Below are 19,479 nucleotides of genomic sequence, written 5' to 3'. Positions count from 1 at the left end.
GGAACTCTTTCACCCTCTCCCTGTGGGAGAGGGCCGGGGTGAGGGAAGATTACGCCAGCAGCAGCGCATTCACACGTTTAATGAACAGGTTAGGATCTTCCAGCGTACCGCGCTCGGCCAGCAGGGACTGATCCAGCAGCAGTTCAACCCACTCCGCAAAGCGGGCGTCGTCCTGGGTATCCGCCGCGCGTTTCACCAGCGGATGATCCGGATTAAGCTCAAAGATATATTTCACTTCCGGCACGGCCTGGCCCGCCGCAGCGAACAGTTTCGCCATCTGGGTGCTCATTTCGTCCGCATCGGTGGTGACAATGGCTGGCGTATCGGTCAGACGGTGCGTGAAGCGCACCTCTTTCACGCGGTCACCCAGCAGGGTTTTCACGCGCTCAATGAACGGCTCCAGCGCCTTCTCGGCTTCTTTCGCGCTTTCGTCCACTTCATCTGCCAGCTTGTCGATGGACTCGTCAGCTTTGGCAACGGACTGGAACGCCTTACCGTCGAACTCGGTCAGGTAGTTCATCATCCATTCGTCGATGCGGTCAGACAGCAGCAGCACTTCGATGCCTTTCTTACGCAGCAGCTCCAGGTGCGGGCTGCTCTTCGCTGCCGCATAGCTGTCGGCGGTGATGTAGTAGATCTTCTCCTGCCCTTCTTTCATGCGGGAGACGTACTCTTCCAGCGACACGGTCTGGGCGGAGGAGTCGTTGTGCGTAGAGGCGAAGCGCAGCAGTTTAGCGATAGCTTCCACATTCGCGGTGTCTTCCGCCGGACCTTCTTTCAGCACCAGGCCAAACTGTTTCCAGAAGGTCTGGTATTTTTCCGCATCGTCCTTCGCCAGTTTTTCCAGCATCTGCAACGCACGTTTGGTCAGGGCGTTGCGCAGGTTACGGGTGACGGTGCTGTCCTGCAGAATTTCGCGGGAGACGTTCAGCGGCAGATCGTTGGAATCGATCAGGCCGCGCACAAAGCGCAGATAGTTCGGCATGAACTGCTCGGCGTCGTCCATGATGAACACGCGCTGCACGTACAGCTTCAGGCCGTGCTTGTGATCGCGGTTCCACATGTCCCACGGTGCCTGTGCCGGGATGTACAGCAGGCTGGTGTACTCCTGCTTACCTTCCACACGGTTGTGGCTCCAGGTCAGCGGATCGGTGAAGTCGTGGGCAATGTGCTTGTAGAACTCATTGTACTCGTCGTCTTTAATTTCAGCTTTGTTACGCGTCCACAGCGCCTGCGCCTTGTTGATTTTCTCCCAGGAAACCACGGTTTCGCCGTCTTTCTCTTCCTGTTTTTCAATCTCAACCGGCAGCGCGATGTGGTCGGAATACTTGCTGATGATGGAGCGTACGCGCCAGTCGTTCAGGAAATCGTCTTCGCCTTCACGCAGGTGCAGGGTGATTTCGGTGCCGCGATCCGCTTTGGTGATGTCATCAACGGTGTACTCGCCTTCCCCTTTGGATTCCCACAGCACGCCGTTCTCGGCGCTGTCGCCCGCGGCGCGGGTGCGCACGGTGACTTTGTCCGCCACGATGAACGCCGAGTAGAAGCCTACGCCGAACTGACCAATCAGCTGGCTGTCTTTCGCCTGGTCAGAGCCCATGGACTCAAGGAACGCTTTGGTGCCGGATTTGGCGATGGTCCCGAGGTGGTCGATCACCTCGTCGCGGTTCATCCCGATGCCGTTATCGGCAATCGTCAGGGTGCGGTTCTCTTTATTGAACGAGACGCGCACGCGCAGTTCGCCGTCGCCTTCATACAGATCCGGGTTAGACAGCGCGCGGAAGCGCAGCTTGTCCGCCGCATCGGAGGCGTTGGAAATCAGCTCACGCAGGAAAATTTCTTTGTTGGAATACAGGGAATGGATCATCAGGTGCAGAAGCTGTTTTACTTCTGACTGGAAACCACGGGTTTCTTGTCCTTTCATCTAAGTCGACCTCAACAATGCCATTTAATGGGGTTGTAAAACGTTGAGTGAGAGATGGGGATAAGGGGGGAAATTTTCAAGCGGAGGCCGCGCGCGCAGCCTCCGTTTGGTCAGAAAATAATCTTGTGACGTCCGGCCAGCGAGTGCGACAGCGTGGTGCCGTCGACCATCTCCAGCTCACCGCCGACCGGCACGCCGTGGGCGATGCGGCTGGCGTCAACGCCGTACTGCGCGCACAGTTCGGCGATGTAGTTGGCGGTTGCCTCCCCTTCCACCGTGGGGTTGGTGGCGAGGATCACCTCTTTGATGGTTTCCGACTCCAGGCGCTGCTCCAGGCGGTCAAGACCGATATCGTCCGGGCCGATGCCGTCCAGCGGGGAGAGATGCCCCATCAGCACGAAATAGCGGCCGGAAAACTGCCCGGTTTGTTCGATGGCGTAGATGTCCGCCGGACTCTCTACCACGCAAATCTGACCGTTTTCCTGACGACGCGGGTTCGTGCAGATGTTGCATACGTCCTGCTCGGTAAAGGTACGGCAATCCGCACAGTGACCAATTTCTGACATGGCGCGGGTCAGAGCCTGCGCCAGGCGCATCCCGCCGCTGCGGTCGCGCTGCAATAGCGTAAACGCCATACGCTGCGCCGACTTCGGGCCAACGCCCGGCAGGCAGCGCAGTGCTTCCATTAACTGCGTGAGCAGCGGACTGGTTTGCATCAGAATGGCATCTTAAAGCCCGGCGGCAGTTGCATACCGCTGGAAACAGAGGCCATTTTCTCTTTCTGGGTTTCGTCGATACGGCGAGCGGCATCGTTAAACGCGGCTGCAACCAGATCTTCCAGCATCTCTTTGTCGTCTTCGAGCAGGCTCGGGTCGATTTCCACGCGACGGCAGTTATGCGCACCGTTGATGGTCACCTTGACCAGACCGGCACCGGATTCACCCGTGACTTCCAGTTGAGCGATCTCTTCCTGCATCTTCTGCATTTTTTCCTGCATCTGCTGAGCCTGCTTCATCAGGCCACCCAGACCGCCTTTTCCACCAAACATAGGCTTCTCTCTTCTTTCACGTTAAGGATTACAACCGTAAGTCAGACTCACGATCAAATGGGGCGAATACTCTCTTCATCCAGATCGGCGTCGAAGAACCGGCGCAGGGTCTGGATGTTGTTATCCGCAATTATCGCCTCGCGCGCCTGCGCGAGCTTCTCTTCATAAATGGCCTGACGCCACTCGAGCGGCGTTTTCACCGCCGGATTATCATCTTCAATGATAGTCAATTCAACCGGCACACCCTGTAATGCGGTAAGCGCCTCGGCCAGCGCCTTTTGCGCGCCTGGGGAGTTGAGGTGCCGCTGGCCAGGGCGCAGGTGCAGACGCACCTGATTACCGTCCTGCTCTTTCCAGGCGTTCAGCGCGACCTGCTCCACCAGCTTCGGCAGCTGAAGTTTGCTGACCTCAGCGGCCCAGGCGTCGCGCTCGATGGACTCTTCCGCGAGCTTCGCGGACAGCTCCGGCGTTTTTTCATGCTCCAGCGCCTTTTTCAGCGCTTTTGGCGTGGCGACCACTTCCTTGACCGTTTCAACAACGGTAGTCGCCTTCCAGCGGTATGCCTCTTCTTTCGCCGGGGCTTTTTGCTCGAGCGCGGACGGTGCCGGACGCGACTGCACGCGCTCCGTTACCGAGGCCAGTCGTTCAAGCGCGGCGTTGTTCACCGGCCGCGCTCTTGCAGGCGCTGCCGGTTCACTCTTTTTTGGTTTGGTTGCTCCCTGCGCACGTTGCAACTGGCTTCGTGCGGCAAGCACCGAACTGGTGGCATCCGACAGCGGCACGTTTTGCGGCGGCGGCGATGCCGGTTGCGGTGGCACCTGCTGCGGTGACATTACCGCGGTCGGCGCAACCGGCGCAAAGGACTGCCGGGGCGTTTCCGGCTCCGGCAGTGGCTTGCGCGGATGGAAGGCCAGTGCGCGCAGCAGCGTCATTTCAACGCCCATCCGGCGATCCGGTGCAAACGGCAGCTCTTTGCGGCCGATCAGCAGCGTCTGATAATAAAGCTGAACGTCAGCCGGCGGCACGGTGCGCGCAAGTTCACGCATCCGCTGCTCAATGGTCGCCATGTCCGCGCCAATGGCCGACGGAGACAGTTGCAGCATCGCCACGCGGTGTAGCAGGCTGAGCATCTCGACCAGCAGCGCTTCCCACTCAATGCCACGGGCAGCGGCGTCGTTGACGAGGGTCATTACCCGCTCACCGTTGGCGGCAATCATCGCTTCAATAAGCGACAGCGCCTGATCGTCATCCAGCGTGCCGAGCATGGTGCTGACCGCGTCGGTGGAGAGTTTACCGTCACCGCTGGCAATCGCCTGGTCGGTCAGGCTCAGCGCATCGCGCAGGCTGCCGTCCGCGGCACGGGCCAGCAGTTGCAGCGCACGCGGTTCATGGACAATGTTCTCTTCATCAAGGATATGCTCAAGCTGAGCGCGGATCTGCTCAACGTCGAGCGCCTTCAGATGGAATTGCAGGCAGCGTGAGAGGATCGTAACCGGCAGCTTTTGCGGATCGGTGGTCGCCAGCAGGAATTTGACATGCGCAGGCGGCTCTTCCAGCGTTTTCAGCAGGGCGTTGAAGCTGTGGCGCGACAGCATGTGCACTTCATCGATCAGATAGACCTTGAAGCGGCCGCGCGCCGGGGCGTACTGCACGTTGTCGAGCAGATCGCGGGTGTCTTCCACTTTGGTGCGCGAGGCGGCGTCGATCTCAATCAGATCGACAAAACGCCCCTGCTCGATCTCACGACAGTTGTCGCACACGCCGCACGGGGTGGCGGTGATCCCGGTTTCGCAGTTCAGACCTTTTGCCAGCAGACGGGCAATAGAGGTTTTACCGACGCCGCGGGTGCCGGAAAAAAGATAGGCGTGATGGATGCGACCTAGCGACAAGCCGTTCGCCAGGGCCGTCAGCACATGTTCCTGACCGACAACGTCAGCAAAGGTTTGTGGTCGCCATTTACGGGCTAACACCTGATAACTCATGGGCAGGCTCTGCAACGCTGGAAGGTGAATTAATGGAGGGGAATGCTATCACAACCTCACCCATTGAGCGAGGTTGTGAGATATGGGATTAATGTCCCGGGAATGGCACCAGGCTGTAGCTGGTAATACCCTGTTTTTCCAGACGCTGCTCGCCGCCGAGATCGAACAGGTTGATGATGAATGCCGCGTCGGTCACTTCCCCGCCCAGACGACGGATCAGCTTCACGGTCGCTTCGATGGTGCCGCCGGTTGCCAGCAGATCGTCCACCACCAGCACTTTGTCGCCTGGCTTGATAGCATCAACGTGAATTTCCAGCTGATCGGTGCCGTATTCCAGCTCATAGCTCTCCGCGATGGTTTCACGCGGCAGTTTGCGCGGCTTACGCACCGGCACAAAACCCACGCCCATCGCCAGCGCAACCGGTGCGCCAAACAGGAAGCCACGGGCTTCAGTACCTACTACTTTGGTGATCCCGGCGTTTTTATAACGCTCAACCAGCAGTTCAATGCTGAGGGCGTACGCTTTCGGGTCTTCCAGCAAGCTGGTGACATCGCGGAAAAGAATGCCAGGTTTTGGATAGTCCTGGATACTTTTGATGCTATTTTTCAGATATTCAAGCTGCTGTGCAGTTGCGGTCATCGGTTTGTGCCTAAATGAAACAGTGTTACTCACGGCGCGCGACGAGTCGGTCAAAGTAACAGTTGTTTAACCTTTGACCAGGCGCACCTGTGCTCGAAAACGGTCGAATTTACTGGCTGTGCGCCATAATTGCAACCGCCATGATGAGGCTTCAGTGCTTTTGTTGCTTTTCATCAACCACGGGGATCCGCCACATAAAGATCAGCAGGCAGGCCAGGATCGCCAGCAGCAGAATGCGCACCCACATCATTTTCACCAGCCATAACGAGACGGCGAAGGTGATCAGGATGAAGGCAATGGCGCGCGGCTTGGCCCCGGGCGGCATAGCCCGGTGTTTTTGCCAGTGCCGCAGGTAGCCGCCGAACCACGAGCGGTACAGAAGCCAGTGGTGAAAACGCGGCGACGAGCGGGCGAAGCACCAGGCGGCCAACAGGATAAACGGGGTGGTCGGCAGCAAGGGCAAAACCACACCCAGCGTACCCAGCACTACCGCGAGCCAGCCAATGATGATTAAAATAGTACGCTGCATAATGCGAATCGTTATCAAACTGAACGGCTACTTTACCACTGGAGAGCGCCTTGAAAACAGCACTGCTTCTTGAGAGGCTGCAAAATCAGCTGATCGCGCTGCGGGCGCAGGCCACACCGCTAATGGGCCACGCCACGCTGAAACCGCGCTTTGACCGGCAGCTCTTCCGCACCCGCAGCACCGTCATTCAGGATTATCTTGCTGAAGCGCAGACCAACCTCGACGAGCTTCGCCACGCGGTTGAGAGTGAACAGCAGGAACAGGTCGCGTGGCTTGCGGAGCATCTTACCGAGCAGATCACCGCCCTGCACCGGGAAATCGCCGCCTGGCCGCTACGGGCGTGGGACAGCGCCTCGCCGGGACTGGGAAAATGGCAGCGCAAGAGGCTGGAGAACCAGGAGTTTGAGCGCCGTCTGTTTGAGATGAAGCGTGAGCGCGAAGCCCGCCTGAACACCAGCGAAACGCTGGAAGAGCAGCAGTTATTAATGCGTGAAATCAGCGCGCTGGAAGGCCGCATCGTCCGCTGCCGTCAGGCGCTGGATGAGATTGAACGCGTCATTGAACGCCTGACCCGTTAACAGGAGCAGCGGATGTCACTGGAAAATGCCCCCGATGAGGTCAAACTGGCCGTCGATTTAATTATGCTGCTGGAGAATCATGCGATCCCGGCTGAGACGGTGCTGAAAGCGCTGGAGATTGTGCGGCGGGATTTTGAGGGGAAACTTCCCCCTTACCCTGCCCTCTCCCCAGAGGGGAGAGGGAAATAATTCAGGCGGGAGTAGGGTCGTCCCCCTTAATTTCGCGCTTCACTTCCGTATGCTCGTCACCTTTCTCGTTACGCAGGTGCACTTCAAGCTGGTTGAAGGCGATATTTATATTGTTTTCACGACACAGACGGTCAATGGTGCGGTTCAGCTCATCGACGGTGTAGCTGCGATCGCGCAGTTCGCGTACGTACAGGCGCAGCTCATGATCCAGCGTGCTTGGCCCGAAGGTGGTGAAGAACACGTCAGGCGCAGGATCGTGCATCACTTTAGGATGTGATTTCGCGGCTTCCAGCAGGACCTCTTTCACTTTATCCAGATCTGAACCGTAGGCCACCCCGAGTCGGATCACCACGCGGGTGGTGGTATCCGAGAGCGACCAGTTGATCAGGCGCTCGGTCACAAAGGCTTTGTTCGGGATGATCACCTCTTTACGATCGAAGTCGGTAATGGTGGTCGCACGGATGCGGATCTTGCTGACGGTCCCGGAGAAGGTGCCGATGGTGACGGTATCGCCGATACGCACCGGACGTTCGAACAGGATAATCAGGCCAGAGACAAAGTTACCGAAGATCTCCTGCAAGCCGAAGCCCAGACCCACCGACAACGCTGCCGCCAGCCACTGAAGTTTATCCCACGAGACGCCCAGCGAGCCGAATACCGTCATCGCCCCGACAATAATAATGACGTAGTTCAGGATGGTAGTAATGGCGTACGACGCCCCCTGACGCAGGTTCAGCCTCGAGAGCACCAGCACTTCCAGCAGACCCGGCAGGTTGCGGATCAACGCCCAGGCAACCACTGACGACACCAGCGCAAAGAGCAGGCTGCCCATGGTGACGCTTTTCATTACCGCAGCGCCCGCTTCGGTACCGTTGTATTGCCAGAGCGTGATACTGTCGAGGTAGGCGAAAACGGTAATTAAATCAGACCAGATGGCCCAGAACATCACCGCAAACAGGGCGATCATCACCAGCATGGTAATACGCATCGTTTGCTGGTTGACCTGCTCCAGGGCGATAGTCGGCTCTTCCTGCGGCTCTGCCCCTTCAGCCCCCTCTTTCACCTGATGCTGCCGACGGGCAACAGCACGACGATACGCAATGCGGCGCGCCGCTACGCTCAAACCACGCAGCACGGTCTGGAACAGCAGGTTCCACACAATCACCAGATAAACCGTTTCGATCCAGCGGCCTGACAGACGCAGCGTGGTATAGAAGTAACCCGTCGCCGTCAGCACCATCAGCGCCAGCGGAATGATCGCCAGCACCGTTACGGTAACCAGACGAAGATTATGGGACTCTTTATCCCGCCAGCTGTCGCGGCACATCGGCCACATAAGGACGGCAATCAGCAGCAGGTTCAGCATAATCACCAGTTGCCCCAGTACGTCATCCATCAGATGCAGCGGCGAAAGCTCGGCCACAACTGACCAGAAGTGCAGCGGCAGCAGCGCGAGGCTGATGCGTACAATCTGGCGACGCCAGTGGCTGGTGAGTTTTTCCGGCATGTTGAAGTGGCGGACGGCGACGCCATCTTTTTCCAGCACTTTCCAGCACAGGCCAAACACCAGCCAGAACAGCGCCAGCTTCTTGCTGAACGCCCACAGCAGATCGCTGATATTCAACTGCATGGTCAGCAGGATCAGGCCCACGGCGAGTATCAACAGGCAGACCGGCAGAGCACGGATCAGATCGATCAGGATCGCTTTCGGGGTGTGCAGCTGGCTGTCGTTACGCAGTTGCCCCACTTCCGAGGCCAGCTTCGCCTGGTACTGTTTCAGCCATTTCAAACGCCAGCGTATTACGCCAGCGATGAGCAACAAAGGCAGTCCCGCCAGGAAGGCAATCATTACCGCAGGCCAGGCTTTCTCCCAGTTCACGGTAATTTTCATGCTTTTTATCTGGGATTTCAGCGTTTCCGGGAAAGATTTAAACCAGTCCCAGTCCATGGGTTTATTGCTGTTCACCCAGAAAATCTGCTGGGTCAGGATCTCCTGGAGGCTTTTAGAAACGCTCACCAGCTGCTGCTGGTTGATTTGCAGGTTAATCGCCATCATCAACTGGTTGCCCAGCTGCTTGTTGAGCTGATCGAGCAGTTCGCGGCGCATGTCCACCACCTGCAACAGCGCGTCGTGAACTTCAGCGTTCACTTCACCTGAATGGCCCTCTTCCACTTTGGCAACGAAGGTATCGCTCTGGAATAGCGCATCGCGCTGCTGGTTGACGTCAAACTGTTCAAGACGCAAATCCGCAATGCGATTGGTCATGTCTTCCAGCTCGTCGGCGGACGGCAGCGTCTGCTGTTGCTGGTAGAGAATGCGCGACAGCAGCAGGCTGCCCTTCAGGACGGCAATCTGCTCCTTGACGTTACGCTCGGCCTGCAACGCGCGATCCAGCCAGTTTTTGACCTTGATATTCTGCTGTACCAGCGCGCTGCCGTTTTCAGTCGCCTGGATCAGACGTTCGCTCAGCTGGTGGTTAATCTCCAGCTCCTGCTTCACCAGCGGGTTGGCCTGAATACGCGCCGTCTCGTCTGGCGAGACCGCTTCCTGGGCCGTTTTTTCAGTCAGGGTCAGGCGCTTGCTGTTTACCGCTTCCTGCAACAGCTGAAGTTGATGCTCAAGCCGGTTGATATTCGCGGTCACGTAGTCACGCTGTTTTTGCAGCGCATCCTGTAGCACCGTGTTGCCTTCCAGGCTCTTACGCTGCTGTTCAATCTCCGCGTTTAGCAGCGTCTGCTGGATATTCAGCAGCGTTTGCTGGGTGGGGCGAAGCGCCCCTTCCCCAACGGTGACGCCATTCAGACGGTTACGTATCTGCTGTAGCTGTTGCGATGCGGAGTACATGGCGTTCTGCACGCGCTCAGGCTGGGTTTGCAGCGAAACCAGCTGGCTGTTATAGGTTGAGAGATCGGACTGCGCCGTTTGCAGATCGTCCAGCAGCTGCGCCACGCGCGACTCAAGCTGGCGCAACGACAGCGTGGCAAGCGTTTTTCGGGTTTCATCGTCGTTGTCGACGTCGCTGAGCGCATTCAGCGCCTCCGTAGCCTTACGCATGTTTTCCGGCGCCTGAGCGACCTTCTGCCTCAGCTGGGCCGTTTCGGCTTTGATGCGCTCTATCTTGTCCAGCGTTTCCAGGGTTTCCGTCAGGTCCTGCTGAACAAGTTTTTCCAGGGCGGACAGATCTTTCTGCTTATTCAGGGTGTCGAGTTGCGCCTGAACATCAGCACGCGTGGGAATGTCACTGCCGTTGTCTGCACGGGCCCAGGAAAGCGGCGCGGCTGCAAAGTAAAACAGCAGGATCAAAAACAGGGCCAGAACAAGATGTTGCGAGCGATTGATGTGCAGCATAGTTGTGAATGTGATGTGAGAAATGACCGGAAATAGTCGGGCATGAAGGATATCACGCCCGGCTGAAGCAGAATAGTACGACGGAAAGGGTCTACGATTTTTCCCGTACCCGATCAGGTAGAACGGGGGTGATGCTTACTTTGAAGGGTCGGACAGAGCTGGCACATCTCAAGAAAAATGTCGACATAGCTGCGCGCCTCTGATCTGAGATCGAACGACTCCGGAGCAAAAAGCCAGTTTTCCATCAGGCCGGAAATATAGCTGCGCATCAGGATCGCCGCCCGGCGGGTGAGTAAGGTAGCAGGAAGCATTTTGGCCTGCATGCACTCCGTGAGGACCTGTTCGATGCGATCGTAGCTTTCCAGACACAGGTCGCGTTGCGCCTGCTGAACCACCGCCATTTCGCCAACGAACTCACATTTATGGAAGATGATTTCCATCATCAGACGGCGGCGCTCTTCAACAACTGTCGCTTCAAGGATATATACTAGAATTTCTCTTAACACAGAGAGTGGATCGTGAGGGAATTTTGCCCGATACTCACTCTCAAGATCGCTAATGCTGGACTCTGAAAGCTCCCAGATTTCACCAAACAGATCGGACTTGTCTTTGAAATGCCAGTAAATCGCTCCCCGCGTGACGCCCGCGGCCTGAGCAATCTGTGCCAGCGAGGTTGCCGAAACACCCTGCTGTGAGAACAAACGCATTGCCACATCCAGAATGTGTTGTCGGGTTTCCAGCGCTTGTTGTTTGGTTTTTCGTGCCATACGTTGATGAATTTACAGGAGTCAGATTTACATACATTTATGAATGTATGTACCATAGCATGACGATAATATAAACGCAGCAATGGGTTTTTAGACTCAGGACCCTTGATCAATTTGAAATCGGACACTCGAGGTTTACATATGAACAAAAACAGAGGGTTAACGCCTCTGGCGGTCGTTCTGATGCTCTCAGGCAGCTTAGCGCTTACAGGATGTGACGACAAAGAGGCTCAACAAGGAGCTCAGCAGGTGCCAGAAGTTGGCGTCGTGACGCTCAAATCCGAACCTCTCCAGATGACAACAGAACTACCGGGCCGCACCAGCGCCTATCGCATTGCGGAAGTGCGTCCGCAGGTAAGCGGTATCATCCTGAAACGTAACTTCACCGAAGGCGGTGATGTCAAGGCAGGTGAGTCTCTGTATCAGATTGATCCAGCAACCTACCAAGCGTCTTATGAGAGCGCTAAAGGCGATCTGGCGAAAGCAGAAGCGGCAGCCAAAATTTCGCAGCTGACGTTGAATCGTTACAAGAAGCTGCTCGGCACGCAGTACATCAGCCAACAGGATTATGATTCAGCCCTGGCCGATGCGCAGCAAGCCAACGCGGCCGTTGTGGCGGCGAAAGCGGCGGTAGAAACCGCGCGTATTAACCTGGCCTACACCAAAGTGACCTCCCCTATCAGCGGTCGCATTGGTAAATCTGCCGTCACCGAAGGTGCACTGGTGCAAAACGGTCAGACCAACGCACTGGCCACCGTGCAGCAGCTTGACCCGATCTATGTTGACGTTACCCAGTCCAGCAACGATTTCCTGCGTCTCAAACAGGAGCTGGCAAGCGGTCAACTGAAACAGGAAAACGGTAAAGCCAAGGTTGAACTGGTTACCAACGACGGTATCGAGTTCTCGCAGACCGGTACACTGGAATTTTCTGATGTGACCGTCGATCAGACCACCGGCTCAATCACCATCCGGGCCATTTTCCCGAATCCGGATAAAACCCTGCTGCCGGGTATGTTCGTACGCGCCCGTCTTGAGGAAGGGACTAACCCAAGCGCCATTCTGGTTCCTCAGCAGGGTGTGACCCGTACGCCACGCGGCGATGCGAGCGCGCTGGTTGTGGGTGCCGATAACAAAGTCGAAATGCGCAATATCACTGCAACGCAGGCGATTGGCGATAAGTGGCTAGTGACGGAAGGTCTGAAAGATGGCGATCGCGTGATTATTACTGGTTTGCAAAAAGTTCGTCCTGGCGCGCAGGTCAAAGCGCAGGAAGTGAAATCTGACGACAAACAACAAGCGTCGGCCGCTGGCCAGTCAGAACAAACCAAGTCTTAACTTAAACAGGAGCCGTTAAGACATGCCTAATTTCTTTATCGATCGCCCCATATTTGCGTGGGTGATCGCCATTATCATCATGCTGGCCGGGGGACTTGCGATCCTGAAGCTGCCTGTTGCGCAATATCCAACGATTGCGCCACCGGCAGTAACGATCTCCGCAACCTACCCGGGCGCTGATGCGAAAACGGTGCAGGATACCGTTACGCAGGTTATCGAACAGAACATGAACGGTATCGATAACCTGATGTACATGTCCTCAAACAGTGACTCAACCGGTACGGTTCAGATCACCCTGACCTTTGAATCCGGTACGGATGCGGACATTGCGCAGGTTCAGGTGCAGAACAAATTGCAGCTGGCGATGCCTCTGCTGCCGCAGGAAGTACAACAGCAGGGCGTGAGCGTCGAGAAATCGTCCAGTAGCTTCCTGATGGTTGTCGGCGTGATCAACACCAACGGCACCATGACGCAGGAGGATATTTCCGACTACGTGGGCGCCAACATGAAGGACGCCATCAGCCGTACGTCAGGTGTGGGTGACGTTCAGCTGTTTGGTTCCCAGTACGCCATGCGTATCTGGATGGATCCGAATAAACTGAACAACTTCCAGCTGACGCCGGTTGACGTGATTAACGCCATCAAAGCGCAGAACGCCCAGGTGGCAGCCGGTCAGTTAGGCGGTACGCCGCCGGTCAAGGGCCAGCAGCTTAACGCCTCGATCATCGCGCAAACCCGTCTGACCTCCGCGGATGAGTTCAGCAAAATTCTGCTGAAAGTGAATCAGGACGGTTCGCAGGTTCGCCTGCGTGACGTAGCGAAAGTGGAGCTGGGCGGCGAGAACTACGACGTTATCGCGAAGTTCAACGGCAAGCCGGCATCTGGTCTGGGTATCAAACTGGCGACCGGCGCTAACGCCCTGGACACCGCGACGGCTATTCGTGCAGAGCTGAAGAAGATGGAACCGTTCTTCCCGTCAGGTCTGAAAATCGTTTATCCGTATGACACTACGCCGTTCGTAAAAATTTCGATTCACGAAGTGGTAAAAACCCTGGTTGAGGCGATCATCCTCGTCTTCCTGGTAATGTACCTGTTCCTGCAAAACTTCCGCGCGACGCTGATCCCAACCATCGCCGTACCGGTTGTATTGCTTGGGACCTTCGCGGTTCTGGCGATATTTGGCTACTCGATAAACACCCTGACGATGTTCGGGATGGTGCTCGCCATCGGCCTGCTGGTGGATGACGCCATCGTGGTGGTCGAAAACGTCGAGCGTGTGATGGCGGAAGAAGGCCTGCCGCCGAAGGAAGCAACCCGTAAATCTATGGGCCAGATCCAGGGCGCGCTGGTCGGTATCGCGATGGTACTGTCCGCGGTATTTATCCCGATGGCCTTCTTTGGCGGCTCTACCGGTGCGATTTACCGTCAGTTCTCCATTACCATCGTTTCGGCGATGGCGCTGTCGGTACTGGTTGCGCTGATCCTGACGCCAGCCCTGTGCGCGACGATGCTGAAGCCGATTCAGAAAGGCGGACACGGCGAGCATAAAGGGTTCTTCGGCTGGTTCAACCGCATGTTTGATAAGAGCACGCACCACTACACCGACAGCGTGGGTAACATCCTGCGCAGCACCGGTCGTTACCTGCTGCTCTATATCATCATCGTGGTGGGGATGGCATTCCTGTTCGTTCGTCTGCCAAGCTCGTTCCTGCCAGATGAAGACCAGGGCGTGTTCCTGAGTATGGCGCAGCTTCCGGCCGGTGCGACGCAAGAGCGTACGCAGAAAGTGCTGGATGAGATGACCGACTACTTCCTGACCAAAGAGAAAGACAACGTCGAATCCGTGTTTGCGGTTAACGGCTTTGGCTTCGCGGGTCGTGGTCAGAACACCGGTATCGCCTTCGTTTCTCTGAAAGACTGGTCTGAACGTCCAGGTGCAGAGAACAAGGTAGAAGCCATTACCGGCCGTGCAATGGGCACCTTCTCACAGATTAAAGATGCGATGGTCTTTGCCTTTAACCTGCCAGCGATTGTTGAACTGGGTACGGCGACCGGCTTCGACTTCCAGCTGATTGACCAGGGCGGTCTGGGCCACGAAAAACTGACGCAGGCGCGTAACCAGCTGTTTGGCGAGGTGGCAAAACACCCTGACCTGCTGGTGGGCGTGCGTCCTAACGGTCTGGAAGATACGCCGCAGTACAAGATCGATATCGACCAGGAAAAAGCGCAGGCGCTGGGTGTTTCCATCAGTGACATTAATACCACGCTGGGCGCCGCCTGGGGCGGTAGCTACGTTAACGACTTCATCGACCGTGGTCGCGTGAAGAAAGTGTACGTCATGTCCGAAGCGCAGTACCGCATGCTGCCGAACGATATCAACAACTGGTACGTTCGCGGTAGCGATGGCCAGATGGTGCCGTTCTCCGCCTTCTCAACCTCGCGCTGGGAATACGGTTCGCCGCGTCTGGAACGTTATAACGGCTTGCCATCGATGGAAATCCTCGGTCAGGCAGCGCCAGGCCGAAGCACCGGTGAAGCCATGAACCTGATGGAAGAACTGGCCAGCAAACTACCTGCGGGTATCGGCTACGACTGGACCGGCATGTCCTATCAGGAACGTCTGTCCGGTAACCAGGCCCCTGCCCTGTACGCCATTTCACTGATTGTGGTGTTCCTGTGTCTGGCGGCATTGTATGAGAGCTGGTCGATTCCGTTCTCCGTTATGCTGGTGGTTCCGCTGGGGGTTATCGGCGCACTGCTTGCCGCAACCTTCCGTGGGCTGACCAACGACGTTTACTTCCAGGTGGGCCTGCTGACAACCATTGGCTTGTCGGCGAAGAACGCGATACTCATCGTCGAATTCGCCAAAGATCTGATGGAGAAAGAAGGAAAAGGCCTGATTGAAGCCACGCTGGAAGCCGTTCGTATGCGTTTGCGTCCAATCCTGATGACGTCCCTGGCGTTTATCCTCGGCGTTATGCCGCTGGTTATCAGCTCCGGCGCGGGCTCCGGCGCACAGAACGCGGTAGGTACGGGTGTAATGGGTGGTATGGTCACGGCGACCGTTCTCGCCATCTTCTTCGTACCGGTGTTCTTTGTGGTGGTTCGTCGCCGCTTCAGCCGCAAAAATGAAGATGTTGAGCACAATCATTCGGTAGAACATCACTGATACCGGTTTCACATGATAAAAAGGCCGCATTTGCGGCCTTTTTCATTTTCAGAAAAAATCATAAAATAGACCTATTGCTTTTCTATTTATTTTCTTCTTTTTAAATGAGGCCTGGCATAATAGGCCGATAACTTACACCAGGAACTCAGCCTTCTTTTATTATCATTTTGCGGCGTAAATTATTCGGACTATTCCTAAGTAACGGAAATTATCTGAAGATATCTGGTTTCGGACTTCACATGAAACTTTGCGCTAACTCAATGAATTTTAAGGAACCGATAAAAAACGGTTTTTTATTTGATTAACGTGGTTGCTGCAAAAGGTACATTTGCGTAAAGGCTCGCACAGTAACGATTTAATTGTAATTTTTCGTAATAGCGCGGTGAAATCTTGATCAGAGTGGCTTATAGTTAGAGTTATCAGGAACACAGCTCCCATGTGGCTAAGCAAGTTGTATCCATCCCGACATGATGTTCGGTGAGTAAAAAATCACTCAGAAGGGGATGCGCTATGGACGAGTACTCGCCAAAAAGGCATGATATCGCGCAGTTGAAATTTCTCTGCGAATCCTTGTACCATGACTGCCTTGCCAATCTTGAAGAAAGTAACCATGGCTGGGTGAACGATCCAACGTCTGCTATCAATTTACAGCTTAACGAGCTGATCGAGCATATCGCCACCTTCGCACTTAGTTATAAAATTAAGTACAATGAAGATAATAAGTTGATAGAGCAAATTGATGAATACCTGGACGACACCTTTATGTTGTTCAGCAGCTACGGCATTAACGCACAGGATTTGCAGAAATGGCGTAAATCAGGAAACCGTCTATTTCGCTGCTTCACTAATGTCAGCAGAGCTAATCCGGTTAGTCTTTCCTGTTAAAATTATTACAATTACTAAGGTGAATTTATGTCTGATAAACCATTAACAAAAGTCGATTATTTGATGCGCCTGCGACGCTGCCAGTCAATTGACACCCTCGAACGTGTTATTGAAAAAAATAAATACGAGCTCTCTGATAATGAACTGGCGGTATTTTATTCAGCTGCCGACCATCGTCTGGCTGAACTAACCATGAATAAACTGTATGACAAGATCCCCTCTTCGGTATGGAAATTTGTTCGTTAATCGTTGAAGAGAGACTGTAAAGGCACTACGCCCGTTGTTAAGCTGAATTTACCTTTCGAATTACGCTTCAAGTGCAAACGCCAGGTTCCCGTATAAAACGTATTTATGCGCATAAATGTTGTGACTCCCGTCACAGCCGCCTTTAGGGAACGTTCCCTTTCTGGTTAATCCTCTTTACGCTGCGTAAAACGATTCCAGAGAGGTTCCCATGAGTGAAGAAAAACAGAAGATGATTGCAGGTGAATATTACCGCCCTGGCGATGACACGCTGAGGGCTGACCGTTTACGCGCGCGTCATCTTGTTCACCGCTATAACCATACCGCACCCGATGAGAAGGCCGAACGTCGCGCCTTATTAGCTGACCTGCTGGGTCAAAGCGAAGGCGCCTATATAGAACCGAGCTTCCGCTGCGACTACGGGTATAACATCTATCTGGGCAAAAATTTTTATACCAACTTTGACTGCGTCATGCTGGATGTCTGCCCTGTCCGCATTGGCGATAACTGTATGCTTGCGCCGGGGGTGCACATTTATACGGCCACGCATCCTCTGGATGCGACCGAACGTAACAGCGGGCTGGAGTACGGTAAACCGGTCACCATTGGTGATAACGTCTGGATCGGCGGACGTGCGATCATTAACCCGGGCGTAACCATTGGCGATAATGCGGTTATCGCTTCCGGCGCGGTAGTGACCAAAGACGTGCCGGCCAATGCTGTCGTGGGCGGCAATCCGGCGAAAATCATTAAAATGCTCTAAGCGCATCCTGAGTAACTGTTATGCTTTTTCCTGGCATAACTGTTACTTTCATCGCGTAAACCCCTCTCATAAAATAAGCAGATCACCTGTATTTTCAACAATCATAAAGGCAAAAAATGACAGAGATACAGCGCCTGCTTACCGCTACCATCGACGATCTCAATACTCGTGAAAAGCGCGACAATCGCCCGCGCTTTAGCATTAGCTTTATTCGCAAACACCCCGGGTTGTTCGTCGCCATGTACGCCGCCTGGCTGGCAACGCTTATCGTCATGCTGAAGTCTGAAACGCTGGTCGATTCCGTCTGGCTGCTGGTAGTGCTGTTCGTGGTGTTTAACGCGTTTTTCTTTTTCGACGTCAATCCGCGTTACCGGTATGAAGATATCGACGTACTCGATTTCCGCGTGTGCTACAACGGGGAGTGGTACAACACGCGTTACGTGCCGAAGGAGCTGATCGACAGCATCCTGCACTCGCCGGCTGTCGAAGCCGGGCAAAAAGAGAAGTTGCAGAAAATGGTCACCACCAAGGGCCAGCTCTCTTTTTATGATGTCTTTACCCTTTCCCGCCCCACTGCTGCGTAATTAACGCCTGAAGACGTCGGATACCCGGCGCAAACTGCGAAGCAGAGGTATTGCCGTAACCTAAAACCAGACCGGTTTGCCCCTGCTTCGTCTCAAGGTAATATCCGCTCAGCGCAGCGGGTGCCAGCTGAAACGCTCTTGCCTGCTCCACCAGCCGCTGGTCGTCGATACCGTCAATCGCCAGCGCCAGGTGCATCCCTCCTTCTCCGGCAAGAACACGGTGCGGCGTATGAAGCTCTGCGCTTAGCACCTCTCGCAGTTGGCGGTATCGCTTACGATAAAGTCGGCGCATGGCGGCAAGATGTCGCGCATAGTGGCCTTCCTCAATAAACAGCGCCAGGGTGCGCTGTTCAGCGCGATGCCCGCCGCGCAGCAGCGAGCCGATGGCGGGACGTGCCGCCTTCGCCAGCGCTGGCGGTAACACCATGAACCCCATTCGGAGCGACGGAAACAGCGTTTTGCTGAACGTCCCCAGATACACAACGGGCGCGTTGTTGACCATACCCAGCATCGCCGGGACGGGCTCACCGGTATAACGGAATTCGCTGTCGTAATCGTCCTCAATGATCCACGCGTTGTGCTGCCGGGCCAGTTCCAGCAGCGCCAGACGCCGCCGCGCGCTGAGTACGCTTCCGTAAGGGAACTGATGCGATGGCGAGGTAAAAATCAGCGTGGGTGAAGGCGCACACAGCCCTTCCCAGCACATCCCTTCGTCATCCACCGGTATGCCGGTCATCGCCAGGCCGGTTTTGACAAAAGCGCTTTTGGCGCCGCTATAGCCGGGATTTTCCACCCAGGCGACATCCCCCGGCTCGCTTAACAGCATTGTGCACAGATTGACGCCCTCCAGCGCCCCTTCGGTTATCACTATCTGGCTGGCGTCACAGTCAATGCCGCGGGAGAGCGCAAGATGGCGGGCAATGGCGGCCCGTAGCGACGGCTCGCCAGCAGGGTCGCCATACCCTAACAGGGCGCTTCCCTCCTCGCGCAGGACGCGATCGTACAACCGCCGCCACAGCGGCAAGGGGAAATAGTTGATGGCAGGCGTTCCCGGCGTAAACGCCATCACCGGAGTGTCACGCGGCACAGGCGCGGGCAGCCGGGCGACACGTTTTGTCAGCCTGACGTCCGGGTCCGGTAATGTCCGGGCAATCGTACGAGGAGCGAATTGCCCCACCCGCGTGCCCTGGCGGCTACGCAGCAAATAACCTTCGAGCGTGAGCTGGTCCAGCGCCGCGTTGACGGTATTTCGGGACACCGAGATCTGATGCGCCAGCGTTCGTGAGCCGGGCAAATGGCTGCCGGACCGAAGCCTTCCGCACAGTATGGCCTCCCGCAAAGCAAGATAGAGCGCGCGCTGGAGCGTCTCTGTCCCACGTTTTTTCAGCGCAGCATGGAGCAAGGTGTATAGCTCATCACCCGGTATATTCATCATTCCTCCTTGTGGTACCAGAAAAACATAACCTGGTGGTTCTTTTTAAGGAACCAGCAATT

Annotated in this window: 17 protein-coding genes and 1 other annotated feature; of the genes, 8 read left to right on the top strand and 9 right to left on the bottom strand. The window is 55.6% G+C overall.

Going from position 1 to position 19,479, the window contains the following annotated elements; all coding sequences use genetic code 11:
- Window positions 1-49: 49 nt before the first annotated feature.
- The 6 genes from htpG to BFV63_RS05155 form a co-directional block, all read right to left on the bottom strand.
- Window positions 50-1,924, bottom strand: a complete 1,875-nt coding sequence (htpG, locus tag BFV63_RS05180; protein ID WP_023324248.1) for a molecular chaperone HtpG — start codon at window positions 1,922-1,924, stop codon at window positions 50-52.
- 110 nt (window positions 1,925-2,034) lie between these two features.
- Entirely contained in the window at window positions 2,035-2,640 is a 606-nt protein-coding gene (gene recR / locus BFV63_RS05175) for a recombination mediator RecR (protein ID WP_006809843.1), read from the bottom strand.
- A complete protein-coding gene (locus tag BFV63_RS05170; protein ID WP_003858972.1) occupies window positions 2,640-2,972 on the bottom strand; it encodes a YbaB/EbfC family nucleoid-associated protein in 333 nt (110 codons plus the stop codon). The genes recR and BFV63_RS05170 overlap by 1 nt, the downstream gene beginning before the upstream one ends.
- A gap of 53 nt (window positions 2,973-3,025) precedes the next feature.
- Window positions 3,026-4,954 carry a DNA polymerase III subunit gamma/tau gene (gene dnaX, locus BFV63_RS05165; protein ID WP_017383214.1) on the bottom strand — a complete coding sequence of 643 codons (1,929 nt, stop codon included), beginning with the start codon at window positions 4,952-4,954 and terminating at the stop codon, window positions 3,026-3,028.
- Window positions 3,632-3,696: a sequence feature (DnaX frameshifting element), on the bottom strand. (Overlaps the previous gene by 65 nt.)
- An 88-nt stretch (window positions 4,955-5,042) precedes the next feature.
- Window positions 5,043-5,594, bottom strand: coding sequence for an adenine phosphoribosyltransferase (apt, locus tag BFV63_RS05160; RefSeq protein WP_000127359.1), 552 nt, complete (start codon window positions 5,592-5,594; stop codon window positions 5,043-5,045).
- A 151-nt stretch (window positions 5,595-5,745) separates the two neighbouring features.
- On the bottom strand, window positions 5,746-6,123 hold the full coding sequence (locus tag BFV63_RS05155; protein WP_022650503.1) for a DUF454 family protein: 378 nt from the start codon (window positions 6,121-6,123) through the stop codon (window positions 5,746-5,748).
- Between the two features lie 50 nt (window positions 6,124-6,173).
- Between BFV63_RS05155 and priC the strand changes: the two genes are divergently transcribed.
- Together priC and rsmS are read left to right on the top strand one after the other, a co-directional pair.
- Entirely contained in the window at window positions 6,174-6,701 is a 528-nt protein-coding gene (priC, locus tag BFV63_RS05150) for a primosomal replication protein N'' (RefSeq protein ID WP_022650502.1), read from the top strand.
- Window positions 6,702-6,713: 12 nt separating this feature from the next.
- Window positions 6,714-6,890 carry a pleiotropic regulatory protein RsmS gene (rsmS, locus tag BFV63_RS05145; protein WP_048241280.1) on the top strand — a complete coding sequence of 59 codons (177 nt, stop codon included), beginning with the start codon at window positions 6,714-6,716 and terminating at the stop codon, window positions 6,888-6,890.
- Between the two features lies 1 nt (window position 6,891).
- Here rsmS and mscK read toward each other — a convergent pair whose 3' ends face one another.
- Window positions 6,892-10,239, bottom strand: coding sequence for a mechanosensitive channel MscK (gene mscK, locus BFV63_RS05140; protein ID WP_023315539.1), 3,348 nt, complete (start codon window positions 10,237-10,239; stop codon window positions 6,892-6,894).
- Window positions 10,240-10,352: 113 nt separating this feature from the next.
- Window positions 10,353-11,006 (bottom strand): multidrug efflux transporter transcriptional repressor AcrR, encoded by a 654-nt coding sequence (gene acrR, locus BFV63_RS05135; RefSeq protein ID WP_032608669.1) that lies wholly within the window; start codon window positions 11,004-11,006, stop codon window positions 10,353-10,355.
- A gap of 141 nt (window positions 11,007-11,147) precedes the next feature.
- On the opposite strand from acrR, the gene acrA reads away from it, so the two are divergent.
- The 6 genes from acrA to BFV63_RS05105 all read left to right on the top strand — a co-directional run bounded on the left by acrA (window position 11,148) and on the right by BFV63_RS05105 (window position 17,985).
- Window positions 11,148-12,341, top strand: a complete 1,194-nt coding sequence (gene acrA, locus BFV63_RS05130) for a multidrug efflux RND transporter periplasmic adaptor subunit AcrA (protein ID WP_022650498.1) — start codon at window positions 11,148-11,150, stop codon at window positions 12,339-12,341.
- A gap of 22 nt (window positions 12,342-12,363) precedes the next feature.
- Complete coding sequence (gene acrB, locus BFV63_RS05125; protein ID WP_022650497.1) at window positions 12,364-15,510, top strand: multidrug efflux RND transporter permease subunit AcrB; 3,147 nt, start codon at window positions 12,364-12,366, stop codon at window positions 15,508-15,510.
- A gap of 510 nt (window positions 15,511-16,020) precedes the next feature.
- Window positions 16,021-16,395, top strand: a complete 375-nt coding sequence (gene tomB / locus BFV63_RS05120) for an Hha toxicity modulator TomB (RefSeq protein ID WP_048241282.1) — start codon at window positions 16,021-16,023, stop codon at window positions 16,393-16,395.
- Between the two features lie 27 nt (window positions 16,396-16,422).
- The gene (locus tag BFV63_RS05115; protein WP_015571250.1) at window positions 16,423-16,641 is read left to right on the top strand and encodes a hemolysin expression-modulating protein Hha; all 219 of its coding nucleotides are present in this window, start codon (window positions 16,423-16,425) and stop codon (window positions 16,639-16,641) included.
- A gap of 208 nt (window positions 16,642-16,849) precedes the next feature.
- A complete protein-coding gene (gene maa, locus BFV63_RS05110; protein WP_048241283.1) occupies window positions 16,850-17,401 on the top strand; it encodes a maltose O-acetyltransferase in 552 nt (183 codons plus the stop codon).
- A gap of 116 nt (window positions 17,402-17,517) precedes the next feature.
- Window positions 17,518-17,985: a YlaC family protein gene (locus BFV63_RS05105; protein ID WP_022650495.1), complete on the top strand. Its 468-nt coding sequence runs from the start codon at window positions 17,518-17,520 to the stop codon at window positions 17,983-17,985.
- Here the strand turns inward: BFV63_RS05105 and pdxR are convergent.
- On the bottom strand, window positions 17,957-19,417 hold the full coding sequence (pdxR, locus tag BFV63_RS05100; RefSeq protein ID WP_032608667.1) for a MocR-like pyridoxine biosynthesis transcription factor PdxR: 1,461 nt from the start codon (window positions 19,415-19,417) through the stop codon (window positions 17,957-17,959). The two genes, BFV63_RS05105 and pdxR, sit on opposite strands and share 29 nt — an antisense overlap.
- Window positions 19,418-19,479: the final 62 nt, after the last annotated feature.

The sequence above is a fragment of the Enterobacter hormaechei subsp. xiangfangensis genome (genome assembly GCF_001729785.1).
Taxonomy (GTDB): Bacteria; Pseudomonadota; Gammaproteobacteria; order Enterobacterales; family Enterobacteriaceae; genus Enterobacter; species Enterobacter hormaechei_C.
Note: the sequence above shows the minus strand (reverse complement) of the source record. Positions and strands in the feature narration are given on the sequence as shown.

Excerpts from the sequence above, each read along its gene's own strand:
- htpG (WP_023324248.1), bottom strand. The coding sequence starts at position 1,924 with ATGAAAGGACAAGAAACCCGTGGTTTCCAGTCAGAAGTAAAACAGCTT.
- recR (WP_006809843.1), bottom strand. The coding sequence starts at position 2,640 with ATGCAAACCAGTCCGCTGCTCACGCAGTTAATGGAAGCACTGCGCTGC.
- BFV63_RS05170 (WP_003858972.1), bottom strand. The coding sequence starts at position 2,972 with ATGTTTGGTGGAAAAGGCGGTCTGGGTGGCCTGATGAAGCAGGCTCAG.
- dnaX (WP_017383214.1), bottom strand. The coding sequence starts at position 4,954 with ATGAGTTATCAGGTGTTAGCCCGTAAATGGCGACCACAAACCTTTGCT.
- apt (WP_000127359.1), bottom strand. The coding sequence starts at position 5,594 with ATGACCGCAACTGCACAGCAGCTTGAATATCTGAAAAATAGCATCAAA.
- BFV63_RS05155 (WP_022650503.1), bottom strand. The coding sequence starts at position 6,123 with ATGCAGCGTACTATTTTAATCATCATTGGCTGGCTCGCGGTAGTGCTG.
- rsmS (WP_048241280.1), top strand. The coding sequence starts at position 6,714 with ATGTCACTGGAAAATGCCCCCGATGAGGTCAAACTGGCCGTCGATTTA.
- mscK (WP_023315539.1), bottom strand. The coding sequence starts at position 10,239 with ATGCTGCACATCAATCGCTCGCAACATCTTGTTCTGGCCCTGTTTTTG.
- acrR (WP_032608669.1), bottom strand. The coding sequence starts at position 11,006 with ATGGCACGAAAAACCAAACAACAAGCGCTGGAAACCCGACAACACATT.
- acrA (WP_022650498.1), top strand. The coding sequence starts at position 11,148 with ATGAACAAAAACAGAGGGTTAACGCCTCTGGCGGTCGTTCTGATGCTC.
- acrB (WP_022650497.1), top strand. The coding sequence starts at position 12,364 with ATGCCTAATTTCTTTATCGATCGCCCCATATTTGCGTGGGTGATCGCC.
- tomB (WP_048241282.1), top strand. The coding sequence starts at position 16,021 with ATGGACGAGTACTCGCCAAAAAGGCATGATATCGCGCAGTTGAAATTT.
- BFV63_RS05115 (WP_015571250.1), top strand. The coding sequence starts at position 16,423 with ATGTCTGATAAACCATTAACAAAAGTCGATTATTTGATGCGCCTGCGA.
- maa (WP_048241283.1), top strand. The coding sequence starts at position 16,850 with ATGAGTGAAGAAAAACAGAAGATGATTGCAGGTGAATATTACCGCCCT.
- BFV63_RS05105 (WP_022650495.1), top strand. The coding sequence starts at position 17,518 with ATGACAGAGATACAGCGCCTGCTTACCGCTACCATCGACGATCTCAAT.
- pdxR (WP_032608667.1), bottom strand. The coding sequence starts at position 19,417 with ATGAATATACCGGGTGATGAGCTATACACCTTGCTCCATGCTGCGCTG.